General features: G+C 60.7%; 16 protein-coding genes. 2 read left to right on the top strand and 14 right to left on the bottom strand.

The features are described 5' to 3' along the window. Positions 1-59: 59 nt before the first annotated feature. The gene (gene radC, locus ROSERS_RS03955) at positions 60-761 is read right to left on the bottom strand and encodes a RadC family protein (protein ID WP_011955537.1); all 702 of its coding nucleotides are present in this window, start codon (positions 759-761) and stop codon (positions 60-62) included. Positions 762-1,015: 254 nt separating this feature from the next. Here radC and ROSERS_RS03950 point away from each other — a divergent pair, with 254 nt between their 5' ends. Then, positions 1,016-1,927: a hypothetical protein gene (locus ROSERS_RS03950; protein ID WP_011955536.1), complete on the top strand. Its 912-nt coding sequence runs from the start codon at positions 1,016-1,018 to the stop codon at positions 1,925-1,927. Between the two features lie 20 nt (positions 1,928-1,947). Here the strand turns inward: ROSERS_RS03950 and ROSERS_RS03945 are convergent, their stop codons facing one another. Then, entirely contained in the window at positions 1,948-3,156 is a 1,209-nt protein-coding gene (locus ROSERS_RS03945; RefSeq protein ID WP_011955535.1) for a cytochrome P450, read from the bottom strand. A 155-nt stretch (positions 3,157-3,311) separates the two neighbouring features. Here ROSERS_RS03945 and ROSERS_RS03940 point away from each other — a divergent pair, with 155 nt between their 5' ends. Beyond that, a complete protein-coding gene (locus ROSERS_RS03940; protein ID WP_011955534.1) occupies positions 3,312-4,106 on the top strand; it encodes a nitronate monooxygenase in 795 nt (264 codons plus the stop codon). Positions 4,107-4,126: 20 nt separating this feature from the next. On the opposite strand, the gene ROSERS_RS03935 is transcribed toward ROSERS_RS03940, so the two are convergent. The 12 genes from ROSERS_RS03935 to ROSERS_RS03885 form a co-directional block, all read right to left on the bottom strand. Further along, positions 4,127-5,398 carry a glutamate-5-semialdehyde dehydrogenase gene (locus tag ROSERS_RS03935; RefSeq protein WP_011955533.1) on the bottom strand — a complete coding sequence of 424 codons (1,272 nt, stop codon included), beginning with the start codon at positions 5,396-5,398 and terminating at the stop codon, positions 4,127-4,129. Next, on the bottom strand, positions 5,328-5,606 hold the full coding sequence (locus ROSERS_RS25810; RefSeq protein ID WP_157040964.1) for a hypothetical protein: 279 nt from the start codon (positions 5,604-5,606) through the stop codon (positions 5,328-5,330). The genes ROSERS_RS03935 and ROSERS_RS25810 overlap by 71 nt, the downstream gene beginning before the upstream one ends. Further along, positions 5,603-6,706, bottom strand: coding sequence for a glutamate 5-kinase (proB, locus tag ROSERS_RS03930; RefSeq protein ID WP_011955532.1), 1,104 nt, complete (start codon positions 6,704-6,706; stop codon positions 5,603-5,605). Before proB ends, ROSERS_RS25810 begins: the two co-directional genes overlap by 4 nt. Before the next feature lie 132 nt (positions 6,707-6,838). Continuing rightward, on the bottom strand, positions 6,839-7,528 hold the full coding sequence (locus ROSERS_RS03925) for a response regulator transcription factor (protein WP_011955531.1): 690 nt from the start codon (positions 7,526-7,528) through the stop codon (positions 6,839-6,841). After that, positions 7,515-8,201 (bottom strand): TlpA disulfide reductase family protein, encoded by a 687-nt coding sequence (locus tag ROSERS_RS03920; protein ID WP_011955530.1) that lies wholly within the window; start codon positions 8,199-8,201, stop codon positions 7,515-7,517. Before ROSERS_RS03920 ends, ROSERS_RS03925 begins: the two co-directional genes overlap by 14 nt. A 166-nt stretch (positions 8,202-8,367) precedes the next feature. Continuing rightward, the gene (locus ROSERS_RS03915) at positions 8,368-9,345 is read right to left on the bottom strand and encodes a tetratricopeptide repeat protein (RefSeq protein ID WP_011955529.1); all 978 of its coding nucleotides are present in this window, start codon (positions 9,343-9,345) and stop codon (positions 8,368-8,370) included. A gap of 2 nt (positions 9,346-9,347) precedes the next feature. Next, positions 9,348-11,711: a cytochrome c biogenesis protein CcsA gene (ccsA, locus tag ROSERS_RS03910; protein WP_011955528.1), complete on the bottom strand. Its 2,364-nt coding sequence runs from the start codon at positions 11,709-11,711 to the stop codon at positions 9,348-9,350. Positions 11,712-11,729: 18 nt separating this feature from the next. Further along, a complete protein-coding gene (locus tag ROSERS_RS03905; protein WP_011955527.1) occupies positions 11,730-12,149 on the bottom strand; it encodes a cytochrome c maturation protein CcmE domain-containing protein in 420 nt (139 codons plus the stop codon). A 22-nt stretch (positions 12,150-12,171) separates the two neighbouring features. After that, positions 12,172-12,402 carry a hypothetical protein gene (locus ROSERS_RS03900; protein WP_011955526.1) on the bottom strand — a complete coding sequence of 77 codons (231 nt, stop codon included), beginning with the start codon at positions 12,400-12,402 and terminating at the stop codon, positions 12,172-12,174. Next, positions 12,386-13,402, bottom strand: a complete 1,017-nt coding sequence (locus tag ROSERS_RS03895; RefSeq protein WP_269628312.1) for a cytochrome c biogenesis protein — start codon at positions 13,400-13,402, stop codon at positions 12,386-12,388. Before ROSERS_RS03895 ends, ROSERS_RS03900 begins: the two co-directional genes overlap by 17 nt. Positions 13,403-13,452: 50 nt before the next feature. Then, complete coding sequence (locus ROSERS_RS03890) at positions 13,453-14,199, bottom strand: heme exporter protein CcmB (protein ID WP_011955524.1); 747 nt, start codon at positions 14,197-14,199, stop codon at positions 13,453-13,455. Between the two features lie 46 nt (positions 14,200-14,245). Next, a complete protein-coding gene (locus tag ROSERS_RS03885; protein WP_011955523.1) occupies positions 14,246-14,881 on the bottom strand; it encodes an ABC transporter ATP-binding protein in 636 nt (211 codons plus the stop codon). Positions 14,882-15,126: the final 245 nt, after the last annotated feature.

The raw sequence follows: 15,126 nt of genomic DNA, 5'->3' as shown, positions 1-15,126 counted from the left end.
GTTCATAATACCGATTAAGCACGGCGACGTGTAAAGCGTATCACGTCTGCATGCGGCTGTCAAGGCTTTCCAAACCCCAACCCACGTTCGCGCATGCTGACGAATCGACCCGCCCCAATCACCAGATGATCGAGCACATCAATATCGAGCAACCGTCCGGCTTCGATGATCTGACGGGTTACGACAACATCCTCCGGCGAAGGGGTTGGGTCACCGCTTGGATGGTTGTGTACAACGATAATCGACGCTGAGTTCAACCGGATGGGTTCCTTGAAGATTTCGCCAATCCGAACCATCGATGTGTGCAGACTGCCGATATAGACCGTCTGGATTTTCTGCACGCGATTCTTGGTGTCCAGGCAGATCGCGCGTAACTGTTCCTGGTCGAGATGGCTCATTTCGATCTGCATCAGTTGCGCTGCATCGGTAGGCGAACGGATCAGGAACCGTTCGTCGCCACCTGCCAGCAGTAGCCGGCGACCGATTTCGAGCGCCGCTTTGAGTTGCGCGGTTTTTGCCTCACCCATGCCGCGACGCTGCGCCAGTTCCTCGAAGCCAGCACGCTGCAAACCATTCCATCCGCCAAACTCGACGAGCAGTTGCTGCGCAAGTTGAATGGCGTTCATTCCTTCAATGCCAACACGCAGCAGAATTGCCAGCAGTTCGGCATCGGCGAGCGCAGCAGCGCCGCTGGAGCGCAACCGCTCGCGCGGTTTGTCGGTCGGCGGAAGTTCGCGAATGCGAACATGATACTCAGTCATCGCATGCTCCTCATTGTGCCAGAATATCATAGATACTACCGATCCGTCTTCCTGGTTGATGCGACTCAGACCCGGCGCGCAGATGGGACATTCGTCCTGCTGCGCAGCAGGACGTATTAAGCAGGGAGAAGCCGACGACACGCCTCTCTAACCTGTCGTCTGGTGCAAAAGTCGTACTATACTGCTCACGTTTCCCGGAAGACGCCGCCGACTGATGGTGGTCGCCGGAAGTCTATGAACAGGTCAGAGGCATCATGTCCGTTCTGCCACGAAAAGCCGTTGTCGCCATTGTGCACACCTCGCCGGAGACAATCCACGCCGACTATCGGCGCCTGCTCGCCCTTGCCGGAATGGGCGCTGCGCCCACACCGTCGCACCATGCTCTTCTGATCCCCCGCCACGCGCGGCGTATGCCCTTTCCCGGCGCAGGCGCCCCGCCATGGCAACTTGAGATCATTATGCGCCTGTGTCGTGTGGACGGCATTGCCGCCATTGCAACGATGTTGCCTGAACCGCACAACGATTGGTACGGGTATGCTGCAATTGCGGCATCGCTCGGCAGCACTGTCCTTCGCCGCGCGCCGCCGCTCGACCGCGCGACTCTGGTTGCGGCGCTTGCTCCGGGGCGCATCGATGCGCACAACAGTCTCTTTGGCGCAACTCACGCGCTGGCGGCACTGTTCCGTACCGACGCAATCATCCGCAACACTGGTTCCGTTATCGACGCGCTGGCGCAGGTGCGATACGCAGGCGCGCCGCTGATCGCAGTAATAGACGCAACCACCATCAGCGATGGACGTGATGCCGGTGCGGAATATGCCGAGATCCGCAGCACGATCCTGGCGTCACGCGATCCCATCGCTCTCGATGCTATCGTGGCTGCGCAGTTCGGTCTCGACCCCTTGCGTGATGTCGCCTTCCTGCGCGAAGCGCACCGGCGGGGTCTGGGAACCGCCGATCTGTGCGCCATCACCTGCTGTGGCGATGTCGAGGCGCTGCAGGATCGCTGGGGACTGGGCGATCCGGCGCCGGGCGCGACGCTGGATCGCTTCAATCGCTGGACGGGCGCGGATATGCGAACGTTCGAGGGCTGGTTGTATCACACCGGCTGGGGTCGCCTGTTTCAGGCGTATCAAACGCGGTATGCCGTCCGGGTGCGCCGCTAAGGAGGGGAGTCATCTGTGTTCTACTCCAATTCGATGTGTAGCGATTGCAACCCGCGCAGCGCAAAGTTATCACGCCACACGACCTGCTCATCCAATGTGCGCATATGAGGAAAGCGGCGTACCAGCGCGCTGATGGCGACCTGTCCCTCCAGACGCGCCAGTGGCGCGCCGAGACAGTAGTGCGGACCGTGCCCAAACGACAGATGGCGCACATCACCGCGCGTCACATCCAGGCGCGCCGGGTCCTGGTACTGTGCCGGATCACGATTCGCTGCGCCGATGAACACCGTCACCGCCTGACCTTCTTCGATACGATGTCCCTGGAATTCGATGTCGGTCAGCGCCCGGCGACTCGTCACCTGAACCGGGCTATCGTAGCGCAGCAGTTCCTCGATAGCGGAAGGGGTCAACTCCGGGTGGTCGCGCAGAAGCGCGAACTGATCGGGATGACGCATCAGCGCCAGCATTCCATTGCCGATCAGGTTCGTTGTCGTCTCGTGACCGGCAAGCAGCAGCAGGATACTGTTGGCGACCAGTTCCTGTTCACTCAGTCGATCACCGCCATCCTCCGCCTGCGCGAGAGCCGAAAGGAGATCATCGCGTGGTGCGCGCCGCCGCTCCGCAACAAGCGCCAGAAAGAAATCGGTCATTTCCAGCACTGCCTTCAGCGCTGCCGGAAGCACATCGGCTTCGGGTCGCGTCGTGCCGCCAATGAACGCTGCCAGACTATCCGACCATCGGCGGAACTGATCGTGCATATTGACGGGAACGCCGAGCATATGGGCTATAACGGTCACCGGCAGTGGATACGCGAATTCACCGATCAACTCGATCGCACCGCGCGCTGCGGCTGCATCGAGCAACTGATCCACGATGCGCTGGACCAGCGGACGGTACGACTCGACGACGCGCGGCGTAAAGGCGCGGTGCACGAGCGTCCGGAGCCGGGTGTGGTCAGGCGGGTCGGCAAACAGCATCATACTATCGCGCGTCTTGAAGAGCGGTTCCAACCCGCTTGCGATCAACCATTGCGGATCAACCTGCAAACGATCCGCACCCAGGCGCGGATCGCGGAGCAGCGCCTGAGCGTCGGCATAGCGAAATATCTGCCAGTCACCGCCCGTCCAGCGGATCGGTTGCTCTGCACGCAAACGGTCGTAGATTGGATACGGATCGCTTATCGCTGCCGCACTCCAGAGTTCGGGCGGTGGTTCAGTTGGGTGGTGCATACTTCCTCTCCGACAACCTCAACGTTTTTGCTGGAGACGAAATGCGATCACATCGGCAACCAGGCATGCCGCGTTTTGTGAAACGACGGGTCCCCAAACCATGCTACGATAGAAAATAGAGCGCTGTTTTGCCTCACCAGGATGGAGCGTCTGCGATGCCGCCGATCGACCTTGCGCCAGACAACCCGTATGGCTTGCCGTTGCGAACGCCGGTGCTGACTGCTGCCGGTTGCTTCGGTTTTGGCATCGAGTACGAACGCATTGTACCGATTGAGCGCCTGGGCGCCATTGTGACCGGCAGTATCTCGCTGCGTGGCAGACACGCTCTGCCGCCGCTGCGCCTGATCGAAACGCCGGCAGGAGTGCTGAGCGTGGGTATGTGGCGCGATCCGGGGCTGGAGCGTGTTCTGCGCGAGTATGCGCCGGTGTGGAGCACGTGGAAAACACCGGTCATTCTCAGCGTCGCAGCCGATCACAGCGATGTGGCTGCGGCACTCGAAGGCGTCGAAGGGATCGCCGGACTGGAGATCACCTTCGGTGATGACTTGACTGCCGCTGCCAGAACCGTCGCCGCGGTGCGCGCGGTGACGCTGCTGCCGTTGCTGGTGAAACTCCCACTCCATGACCGACTGATAGCCGTAGCGCGCTCCATCATCGATGCTGGCGCCGATGCGCTGACGATTGCCTTTCCACCGCACGCCTGCGCGCCAGACCCGCACACCGGCGAACTCCTGCACGGTCGCCTCTCCGGTCCTGCGATTCGACCGCTGGTGCTGGCTGCGATTGCTGATGTCTGCACAACGACGCATGTGCCGGTCGTCGCCTGTGGCGGCATCGGAACCGTCGAAGATGCACGCGCGTTTCTATCGGCTGGCGCAACTGCGGTGCAGGTCGGGTCGGCGCTGCTTGCCGACCCGTTTGCGGCAGTTCGGATCGCCGACGCACTGTAGTGTGGCAGAGAAGGGCAACATCAGGCGCGCACGTGCCCATCGCCCTCGACAACCCACTTATAGGATGTCAGTTCTCGCAGCGCCATTGGTCCGCGTGCATGCAGTTTCTGTGTGCTGATAGCGATCTCGGCGCCCAACCCCAGCTGCCCGCCGTCGTTGAAGCGCGTGGACGCATTGACGAACACTGCCGACGAATCGACCGCCTGCACGAACACCTCAGCCGTTGCTGCGTCGCGGGTAATGATCGCATCGGAGTGATCGCCGAAACGCGCAATATGGTCGAGCGCCTCGTCCAGACCGGACACGACGCGGATCGAAAGGATCAGCGCCATGAACTCGACGCCGAAGTCGCTCTCCTGAGCCGGAACGATCTGCGGCGTGTCGAAACCGGCATCGCGCAGGATCGCCAGCGCCGCTTCATCGGCGCGCAGTTCGACATTGCTGGCGAGCAGATCACGGGCGACTGCGGGCAACACATCGGCAGCGACCGCGCGATGCACCAGCAATGTATCGAGCGCGTTACAGACGGATGGACGCTGCACTTTTGCGTTATGGACGATGGGAACGACCATCTCCAGATCGGCAGCCTGATCGACATAGATATGACAGACACCAATGCCGCCGGTGATGACCGGAATAGTCGCCTTTTCGCGGCAGAAGCGGTGCAACCCCGCGCCGCCGCGTGGAATAATGACATCGACGTACCGGTCGAGGCGCAGCAACTGCTCCACCAGCGCGCGATCCGGATCATCGATCACCTGAATCGCATCGGCGGGGAGTCCCGTCTGTGTGATCGCGTTCTGGATCAGGCGTGTCAGCGCCGCGCACGAACGGGTGATCTCCTTGCCGCCGCGCAGGATCGCCGCATTCCCGGATTTCAGACAGAGCGCTGCAACATCGACCGTCACATTGGGGCGCGCCTCGTAAATGACGCCGACGACACCCAGCGGAACCCGACGTTTGTGCACCCGCAGCCCATTTTCGAGCACGGTTGCATCGAACCGCTCACCAACCGGGTCGGGCAGACGTGCAACCGCACGGGTATCGGCGGCGATGGCTGCCAGGCGCTGTGGCGTCAGCGTCATCCGGTCGATCAGTGCAGGTGACAGACCGGCGTCACGTCCAGCAGCGACATCGATTGCATTGGCTGCCAGCACCTCCGCAGCATTGGCTTCATCGATCAGGGCAGTTGCAATCGCTTCGAGCGCGGCATTTTTGCGCTCAGTCGGCATCAGCGCCATGCGCCGTCCGGCGGCGCGCGCGCGTGCGCCAATCTCTTCGATATTCGTCATACGGGATCTCCTGACGGATAGTATCGTTGACTTCGCTGCAAAAACGCACCGCCGAGACGCCGGGAGCGCAGAGAACTTCAGAGACGACATGTATGCGCGGCGACGCATGATGCGTTGGAGCGACTCGCTCTGGCATCGTCCGCTGCGAACGCTGCACCGCTGCGGTGACATGCCCTTTTGGCAGTGGACTCATAGTTAAGCGTATCATAGCAGCACCATATCGTCGCGGTGCACCACCTCTGGACCATAGTCGAACCCGAGCGTTTCGGCAATCTGTGACGATCGCAATCCGCAAATACGACGAAGATCGGTAGAAGCATACTGCGTTATCCCGCGAGCAATCTCTCTGCCATCGGTGGTATAGATCCGCACCGTCTGCCCACGAGCGAAGTCGCCTTCGACGGCGACAATACCGGCGGGCAGGAGACTCTTCCCACCCTCGATCAACGCACGTGCTGCGCCCTCATCAGCCACCACGCGACTGTGGCGAACGGTTTCCGCCAGTATCCAGCGCTTCCGGCTCTCGACCTTCGTTGCCTGCGCCGGGAAACGTGTGCCGAGCGATTCGCCCGCCACGACCCGCGTGATCACATCGCGTTCGGCGCCACAGGCGATCACCACGTCCGCCCCGCTGCGCGTCGCCAGGTCAGCCGCCTGGATTTTGGTCAGCATGCCGCCGGTGCCACGGGTGTTGCTGCCACCCGCAATCGCATAGATCTGCTCCGTAATATGTGGAACGACCGCAATCCGGGTAGCGGACGGATCACGGCGCGGGTCGGCAGTGTAGAGTCCGTCGATATCGGTCAGGATCAGCAACAGATCGGCATCGACCAGGTTGGCAACCAGCGCCGACAGATTATCATTGTCGCCGACGCGGATCTCGCTAACGGCAACCACATCATTTTCGTTGACAATCGGCAGCACACTGTGCATCAGGCAGGCGAGCAGCGTATTGCGCGCATTCAGGTAGCGATGCCGGTCAGCCAGATCGCCGCGGGTCAACAGCGTTTGCGCCACCGTTATGCCGTAGAGTTCAAAAATCTGCTCATACAGATGCATCAGGCGGCTCTGACCGACTGCCGCGAGCATTTGTTTGAGCGGAATGTCGCGCCGTCGCGCAGGAAAGTGGAGACGCTCACGTCCTACGGCAATGGCGCCCGAACTCACCAGCACGATCTCGACCCCGTGGTTGCGCACCGCAGCAATCTGCTGCACCAGCGACACAATCGTAGGGCGATGCACCTTATCAGTTCCGGCGGTGAGAACGTTGGTGCCTACCTTGACAACAATGCGGTTGGGATGGGTCATACGTGCAGAAAAGAAGCATGAGACGTCGGGCGCGAGACATCAGGCAAGAGGCATCGGGCAAGAGGCAATTGAAGGTGAAAGAGCGTTGAACGTTGAACGTTCAACGCTCAACGTACTCACCCATACCCTCGACTACGGCGCCAGACGATACCCGACGCCCCATTCAGTCAGCAGCAGTTTCGGCTCACGCGGATCCTGTTCGATTTTTCGGCGCAGGTGCCAGATATACACCTTGAGGTAATCGTTATCTCTGGTGTATTCGTGCCCCCACACGCCGCGCAGCAGGGTCTCGTGGTCGAGCACGGCGCCGGCGTGCTCGGCGAGCAGGAGAAGCAGATCGTACTCGGTCGGCGTCAGATCGACCGGCTCGCCACGCACCAGAACCTCGCGCTTCTGCTTATCGATCACAATTTCACCGCCGCCTGCAACGATCGGGCGATTGGGCGAGGGCACCCGCCGTAGCAATGCGCGAATGCGTGCCGTCAACTCGTCCATATTGAACGGCTTGGTCAGGTAATCGTCGGCGCCGCTTTCCAGACCGGTGACGATATCTTTGCTCTGGGTGCGCGCAGTCAACATCAGCACCGGTATCTGTGAGAATTCGCGCAGACGACGGCAGACCTCCCATCCGTCCATTTCCGGCATCATCACATCGAGGATCATCAGATCGGGATGCTGTTCCCGCACCATTTGCAGACCCTGGGCGCCGCTTTCGGCTTCCAGCACGCTGAATCCTTCGTGCTCAAGATTGATGCGCACCAGATCGCGCAGCCCGGGTTCGTCGTCCACAATCAGGATCCGACGCTGATCATTCCCCTGCATGGCTTACCCTTGCCTCTCGCGCCACTGTGGCGCCAGTATGTGCGGATGTCCAGAAATCCTGCAACGTCCCTTGCGCAGCTTTCTGCCGTAAGCGGGCAAACAGCGTCGCCACGTCATCGGCAGTCAGCGTTCCAATGCGAACATACCGGATTGTGCCTTCTGGATCGATAAAATAACTGACCGGTATCGGTGAGATCTGGAACAGTCGCGCCGCCTCGCCTTCAACGTCCAGCGCGATCGGGTAGGTGACGCCGTACTGTCGCACGAAGTCGCGCACCGCATCATCGCCAGGCTCCTGACGACGCAGATTGACGCCGACAATCACTAACCCTTCAGACTGCAATCGCTGATATGCCACCTGCAACGCCGGGGTTTCTTCCTTGCACGGCTCACACCACGTGCCCCAGAAATTGACCAGCACAACTTTGCCGCGCAGGTCAGCCAGGCGCAGGGTGTCGCCGTCCAGCGTCGGCAACGTCAGATCCGGCGCGGGACGGTTGAGTTCACCCACGCCGGGCAGGGTTGCGTCATTCTCACGCCCGACCAGGAACCAGACCAGACCGATGAGAAGAACGCCAACAAGCGCCCCTGCCGCAGAGGTGATCAGTTCACGCCTGCTGACGCCTCTGCGCTGAGGCGGCGCCTGATTGTGAAGTGCAGTTTTTTCTTTCATGGATGTAAACGTTTATGGCGGTTATTTTAACACATTTGACGGATGCTGTATAGGGGTTTGACGATGATTTTTGTCGAACAGTATCCGGATCCGGTTATAGCGGGACGATGTGTCGTTCGCAAGGACATGCAATGGGAGTTGGTTCAGAAAGGTCGATCAGACTACACTATTTACGTGCCTGGTCGATCAGGCGCTGTGCTTCGACAGCGATGGGCGATCCGGTTGGCGCGAGGGTGATGATCCGTTTCCAGACCTCAATCGCTTCTTCGGTGCGCGGCGGTTGCGCCGATGAGAGGCACAACCCCAGGTTGAGCAGCAGGCGTGTGTCTTCAGGGCGGGCGGCGACTGCCGCTTCCAGGTCTTTCAACCCCTCGACGACGAACGTCTGATCCCCCGATCCGGCGCCGTAAAAACAGCGCGAAGCTCCCAGATCGCCGCGGGCGACAGCATTCTCAGGGTCGAGTTCGAGCACCCGCTCATACGCTTTTGCGGCTTCGATCCAGCGTGGCAGGCGCTGCTGGTAGAGCACACTCTCTGGCACCTGCTCGCGCACAATCTGAACGCTGTCGTAGAGGAGGTTGGCATAATCGAGCCACGCCTGCGCGTCATTCTCGTTCTGTTCGGCAAACTCGCGCGCGCGGGCGATCATGGTTTCGAGCGCGTCCATCATCGACGCTGTCGCAGTTGGTGCGGCAGCAATCGGCGTCCTCCCACCGCCGGTGATGATCAGACCTGAAATTACTGCCGTCAGCGCCACTGCCACAATGGCGATCACTGCCACGGCAGGACCCGCAATCTGGTCAGTGCTGAGCGGTTGCGCCAGTTTCGGACGCGGGTTGAAGTTCCGTGGGCGCTCTGTGTGCTGCGCCGGAGGAAGCGGGCGATAATCGAGCACCTCTTCCACCGGCGATGCAGCACGGCGCTGAGCATCGTACTGAGCGCGCCTTTGAGGGTCGGACAGCGCGGCGTGCGCCTCTTCGATCACCGCAAGCCGCTGCTGCGCCAGTTCAACCAGTTCTTTCGCAGCGCCGCTCAGTTTTTCCGGGTCGTACTGATCGCGCAGACGTCGATAGGCTGCACAAATCGTATCACTATCGGCGTCGGGCGAAACCTGAAGTATCTCGTAGTAATCCTGTATCGCCATGGTCAGCGCGAACTTACAAAGCGCGCCAGTTCACCAAATCCGCGCGGCAGGCGCACCCGTCGCCCTTCAAGCGCGCCACGCCCTTCGAGCGTGCGTCGCACAACGGCGATCAAGCCGCCGATCACCCCGATGATCACCCCCAGCCACACAAGCATCACTCCTGGCTTCAGGCTCAGGGTAACGACCGCTTTGGCAGGATCGACCGGCAGGTTCAACCCTTCAACCCGGATCAATACCCGTCGCTGCATCGGATCGAATGCCGCCAGCGTGACCTTGTGACCGCCGGGAAGTTCCGCCGGTACATCGACAATGCCGCCCACCGGGTCTGATGGACTGGTCACCAGTTGCACCCTGGGGGTCAGTTCAACCGACTGCCCCTCGTAGGTCACGCGCAGTTTTGCACCGACCTCGGCAGTGCCGGTCGTATGGGCATCCGGCACGTCGAACGCCAGGAAGGTAAACTCATACGGACCGACCGTCCCCGACTGCCCGATGCTCATATCCGCCATATTGCGGTCATACGGCGGTTGGTACTCTGACGGCGAGATGTACACATCGCGGAACAGTTCGCTGCGAATGGCAGGCGTCGCCATGGTGGCGCCCATCGTCTGGTTGAAGTAGAGTTGTGGCGTCGCCCGGAACGTCTCATTGCCGTGGGTCACCGTCAGGTCGAGAATGCCACGCCCCTCCGGAGTCTGCCGCCAGCCATTGAACGTCACCGTATATCCGAAGGCGCTGACGCTTTCGCCTTCCGGCACCAGCAGGCGCACCTCTTCGGTTGCGTAGATCGTCGAAGCGATGACCCCGACCAGCAGCACCATCAAGCCAACGTGCGCCAGGTAACCGCCGATCCGCAGCCAGCCGCTGCGCAGTGTACGCACAATCATGAGGACGTTTGTGCCAAACGCGAACGCACAGAGTGAGACATACGCCAGCGGCAACGGATCGCGTGCGCCGAGCACCAATCCCACGCAGGCGACGACGACGGCGCCGAGCGCCGGGAAACGCAGCGCGCGCAGCAGCGACCGTTTATTCGTATCACGCCAGCCGAGCAACGGACCGATGATCAGGAGGATCACCAGGATCAACCCAAGCGGCGGCACTGTTGTGCTGTAAAAATCGCCCACCAGACCGAAGCGCCCATCGGCGAACGGTTGTGCATTGGGGTCGAATGTGGTGCCATCATCGATCTTGAACGACCCGGCGAAGATCGACTGCAACTGGTGACCGACGCCGGGGATCGCTGAAATAAGCGGCATTGAGGTACCCAGCCCGATGACGGTCGCAATCACGAGCAGGGCGATGATTCCCAGCACGAAAAAACTATCGCGCGAGAGAAGTTTGTCAGAGAGCGGCTTACCCGGAATATCGCGCCAGCGCCACGCCAGCGCGCCAAAGCCGCCAAAGGCGAGCAGCGCCAGCGACGCGAACAGAACAGTTTTGAGTCCTTCTTCGACGAACGAATGGACCGAGAACGACGATAGCACGCCACTGCGGGTCAGGAAGGTCGAATAGAAGACCAATACATAGGTGGCAATCGCCAGTGCGAAGGTCGTGCGCCGTAACCCGTGTCCCGTCCGTTGCACCAGCATCGCGTGCAGCAGCGCGGTTGAGGTCAACCAGGGAACCAGCGATGAATTCTCGACCGGGTCCCATCCCCAGTAGCCGCCCCAACCCAACGTTTCATACGCCCAGTAGCCGCCGAGCAGCAACGCCAGACCGAGAGACACCCAGGCAGCCAGCGTCCAGGGTAGCGCGTCGTGCACCCAGCCATCATAATCACGCCGCCACAATCCGCCGATGGCAAATGCGAACGGCACAGCCATCAGCGCGAACCCGATGAATAACACCGGCGGGTGGATGAGCATCCACATATTCTGGAGGGTCGGGTTCAGCCCCTTTCCATCGGATGGCGTCAACGCTACGCCGTTCTGCATAAAGGGCACGAACGGGTTACGGATCAGCATATAGAAGAGCAACGCCGCCTGGATCGCCATGAAGATCGAAAGCACATACGGCTCTGCATGGCGGGTGCGGCGTACCAGAAATTGTGCTGCGATCACGCCCCACAACGCCCAGATCACAAACGATCCCGGCTGCCCCGCCCAGACGGCAGCCACGCGGAAAGCCGGATCGAGGTCACGCGAGGTATAGTTATAGACATAGTCAATATCGTACCGCTGCGCAATAAACAGGTAATTCAGCAGCGCAACGACTGCCAGCACTGCCACCAGCGTCATGCGGACGCCAACCCGCCCGAACGCCAGCCCTGCCAGGTGACCACGCGGCGTCAGCGCATACCCGGCGGTCGCCAGCAGGGCGGAAGCCAGCCCGGCAATAATCAGTGTCGTACCGAGAAGATACATACCGCCTCGAATCTAGTGTTATTGCGCAGCCGCCTGCATTTCCTGATACTTCGACGGGCACTTGACGAGCAGATCATCGGCGAGGAAGACGCCGCGCGACGCATCGTAATGACCAATCGCCACAATGCTCACCGCCTGCTCGAAGTTCGACGGCTTCGGTTTGGCATACACCACTGGGATCATCTTGCCGGTACTGTCCTGGAGCATGAACACGAAGTTGCCGTCGGCATCATACCTGCCCATATCCCCCAGGAATCCGGCCAGTTGCACGCTGCGACCGCTCTGTGTCGCCTCATCGATGCTCACCGTGTATGGGCGATATGAAGCGGTCAACCCATAGTAACCCAGACCGATCGCCAGCGCGATCACTGCCGCACCGAGCAGATGGAGCGGCTTGATAGCGATCGAGCGGCGAACAGGAGGAGAGAATGTAGCCATAATCGTCTCCTGATAGCGACAATCACTTCTTATCCGACATCACTGTCGTTTCACGGGCGTGGCCATTGCGCGTTTCGAGAGTCGCCTGCGGCGTGGCGGGTGGCTCAGCAGGTTCTTCCTCATCGAGACGGCGACGCAGTTCACGGGTGGCGCTGTCGATGCGCCACAGGAAGATAAAGATGCCCAACCAGACCGTCAACGCTACTGCCAGCGCGGTGTAGATTGCAACTGCCGGCTCAAGCAGGAAGTCCATACGTCACCTCCCGGCGCGCCAGGCGTTCCTGCAACAGCAGCACGTCGGCGCGGAGTCGATACAGCCAGATGAACAACCCCAGAAAACCGATATTCGCCGCCATGAATGTCCAGAACGTGCGACTGTTGCTGAGCAATCCGGTCCCCGGCGCTTCCATATTGAGCAACGCCCGTCCATTGGTCAGATCGACCCCTTCAACCGCCAGCAGGAACTGCTGACCGGGGAATTCGGGGCGATCCGCCGGCTTGCCGCTCGACAGTTCGAACGATGGCGTGAGCAGTGCAACATCGCGCAAACCGGGCATGCGCACTTCCACCTGCACAACCGCCAGGTCGCCGCGTTGCTCAATCCCCTGCAACGCCAGCACCACATCGCCGAGTTGCCCGACGCGCGTCCCATTCATCTCCAGCCAGATGCCATCGCAGTGACTGCCCTGGATGAACGCACAGTTCGGATGCAACGTGCTTTCCGCCATGCGTGGCGCAACGAACAGGAGGAACGGCATCGTGACGGCAGCAAACAGGTTGTACACCGCTGAGAGGCGCCGCCGCCGTTCGACATCATCGAGCGCGGAACGCAACGCAAAGTAGGCGGCGTAGATCAGCAACAGAATGAGGATCGTTGTCTCACGCGGGTCCCAGTTCCACGGCGTTCCCCAAACGATGTTGGCGAACCACATGCCAGAAGTAGTCGCCAGAACGCAGAACAGGAACCCTGCCTCAGCCGCAGCGACGGCGCCAGCATCGTCGGCTGTGCGGCGTTTCCACAGGTAACGAATACTGTACACGGCGGAAACAGCGAAGGCGACGGTTGTGATCCAGGCGGTGGGGACATGCAGAATGATGATGCGCCCGGCATCGCCAAGACCGACATACTGCGGCACAACCAGAAACATCGCCACGATGATCCCGGCCATCCAGACGCCAAGGAGGATCCTGGCAGCCTGATTGAGGCGAAGCCTGTCACTCATGGAGCAGCTCTTTCTAGGCATCGCACGGATGCTGATGGCGTATAATGATACTACATGTGGTGAGGTAAATCAAATAATCTTCACGATTCCCATACTGTATTGAACAGGAAAAGTGAAGCAGTAAAGAGAGCAATTGTATACCCTGCCAGCACCTGAAGCGAACCGATGCCGCTCTCCCAACCGCGCCCGACCAGCGCGTTGGCGCTCCCTTGAATGGCAACCGTCAGGAGCGGTACAAGCAGGGGAAAGGAAAGCACCGCAAACAATGCCCCCTTCACACTGGCGCGCGCAATGATCGCTGCAATCAGCGTCGTCGCCGCTACCAGACCCATGCTGCCAGCCAGTAACAGCGCCGCCAGCAACCCTGGGTTGCCAACCTGCACTCGCAGCATAATGACGAACAGCACGGTTGTGACCCCGACCAGGATCAGCAACAGCGCCAGGTTGAACAGCAGTTTACCCAGAAAGACGGCAGTCGGACGGGCGGACAGGCGCAACGCTGCCGCAGTGCGCGCCTCTTCTTCTTGTACAAATGCACGTGATAGCCCGGTGAATGCTGCGAACAGAATGGCAACCCACAGCAACGCCGCCTGGATGAGCGGCAGATCGGCGTTGCGCGACGTGGTCAGCGGACCCATCCCCATGCTGATCGCAACGACGGTGCTGACCGCAAACAACAGGATCGCGTTGAGTGCGTAGCGTGTCCGCAGTTCGCTGCGCAAGTCCTTGCGAAAGACAGCCCATGCTGCGGTCAACAGCGGCGCTGCCGGCAGCGTCGCCGGTGCGGAAGTTTCGCTTATGCCCTGGGATGAAACGTGCGGATCCATCGTCCTGTCTCTCGTGTCCAGTTCCCCGGATTGCCGGCGGTGCAGGTTACTGCCCCAATCGCAGGATATAATCGCCAAAACGTTCTTCGCGCGGATCGTTGGTGGCGATAATGGTAATGCCATGCTGGCGTTGCTGCGCCACCACCCGTTCAACCAGCGCCACGCCGCGCGCGTCGAAGGTCACGGTCGGCTCGTCGAGCGCCAGAATGCGCGGACGGTGGAGAAGCGCGTAGGCATAGCGCAGGCGCTGCGTCATTCCTGACGAATACGCCGCCAGCAGGTCATCGCCGCGCCCGTCCAGGCCAACTTCGGCAAGCAACGCCTCCAGGTCGGCGCGGGTGCAACGAATACCGCGCACAGCAGCAAAAAACGCCAGGTTCTCCAGCGCGGTCAACTCACGGTAGAGTTGCAGATCGGGCGCAACCCATCCGAGCAGGTGCAACGCCTCCACCGGGCGCAGGAGGGTATTCCCCACCTCAATTGTCACTTCACCCCGCGCCGGTCGCTGCAAACCGCAGATCACCCGCAGCAACGAACTTTTGCCGCTCCCATTGGCGCCCGCCACCACCAGAGTCTCACCGGTGCGAACCTGGAACGAAATGCCAGCAAGCACCCGTCGCGTGCCATACTCGATAGCGACGTCGGAAACGGTCAGACGCAGATTATCCGTTCCGTTTGTCACACGTGCTATGGTACCGCGAAAGGGTTGTCCCGGCAAATCGGGTTGCTTGCGATGATGAAGTGTTCAGGGTGTGACGGTATCCAGGGCAACCAGAACGCTCCCCCGTGAGCCGACCCGGCTGGCATTGTCTGAGCGGGGAGATGAAACACTCATGAGGCGAACGGGCAGAATGTGCAACTTCGCGGTACATCGGTTTATAACGCGGTGCATCAGTAATTAGTAGCCGATAAAGGATATGAGTGCGA

It is taken from the genome of Roseiflexus sp. RS-1 (assembly GCF_000016665.1).
In the GTDB taxonomy this organism is placed as follows: domain Bacteria; phylum Chloroflexota; class Chloroflexia; order Chloroflexales; family Roseiflexaceae; genus Roseiflexus.
Note: the sequence above shows the minus strand (reverse complement) of the source record. Positions and strands in the feature narration are given on the sequence as shown.

What these genes read in the sequence shown, in the direction of transcription:
- radC (WP_011955537.1), bottom strand. Translation starts at nt 761, where the DNA reads ATGACTGAGTATCATGTTCGCATTCGCGAACTTCCGCCGACCGACAAA.
- ROSERS_RS03950 (WP_011955536.1), top strand. Translation starts at nt 1,016, where the DNA reads ATGTCCGTTCTGCCACGAAAAGCCGTTGTCGCCATTGTGCACACCTCG.
- ROSERS_RS03945 (WP_011955535.1), bottom strand. Translation starts at nt 3,156, where the DNA reads ATGCACCACCCAACTGAACCACCGCCCGAACTCTGGAGTGCGGCAGCG.
- ROSERS_RS03940 (WP_011955534.1), top strand. Translation starts at nt 3,312, where the DNA reads ATGCCGCCGATCGACCTTGCGCCAGACAACCCGTATGGCTTGCCGTTG.
- ROSERS_RS03935 (WP_011955533.1), bottom strand. Translation starts at nt 5,398, where the DNA reads ATGACGAATATCGAAGAGATTGGCGCACGCGCGCGCGCCGCCGGACGG.
- ROSERS_RS25810 (WP_157040964.1), bottom strand. Translation starts at nt 5,606, where the DNA reads ATGATACGCTTAACTATGAGTCCACTGCCAAAAGGGCATGTCACCGCA.
- proB (WP_011955532.1), bottom strand. Translation starts at nt 6,706, where the DNA reads ATGACCCATCCCAACCGCATTGTTGTCAAGGTAGGCACCAACGTTCTC.
- ROSERS_RS03925 (WP_011955531.1), bottom strand. Translation starts at nt 7,528, where the DNA reads ATGCAGGGGAATGATCAGCGTCGGATCCTGATTGTGGACGACGAACCC.
- ROSERS_RS03920 (WP_011955530.1), bottom strand. Translation starts at nt 8,201, where the DNA reads ATGAAAGAAAAAACTGCACTTCACAATCAGGCGCCGCCTCAGCGCAGA.
- ROSERS_RS03915 (WP_011955529.1), bottom strand. Translation starts at nt 9,345, where the DNA reads ATGGCGATACAGGATTACTACGAGATACTTCAGGTTTCGCCCGACGCC.
- ccsA (WP_011955528.1), bottom strand. Translation starts at nt 11,711, where the DNA reads ATGTATCTTCTCGGTACGACACTGATTATTGCCGGGCTGGCTTCCGCC.
- ROSERS_RS03905 (WP_011955527.1), bottom strand. Translation starts at nt 12,149, where the DNA reads ATGGCTACATTCTCTCCTCCTGTTCGCCGCTCGATCGCTATCAAGCCG.
- ROSERS_RS03900 (WP_011955526.1), bottom strand. Translation starts at nt 12,402, where the DNA reads ATGGACTTCCTGCTTGAGCCGGCAGTTGCAATCTACACCGCGCTGGCA.
- ROSERS_RS03890 (WP_011955524.1), bottom strand. Translation starts at nt 14,199, where the DNA reads ATGGATCCGCACGTTTCATCCCAGGGCATAAGCGAAACTTCCGCACCG.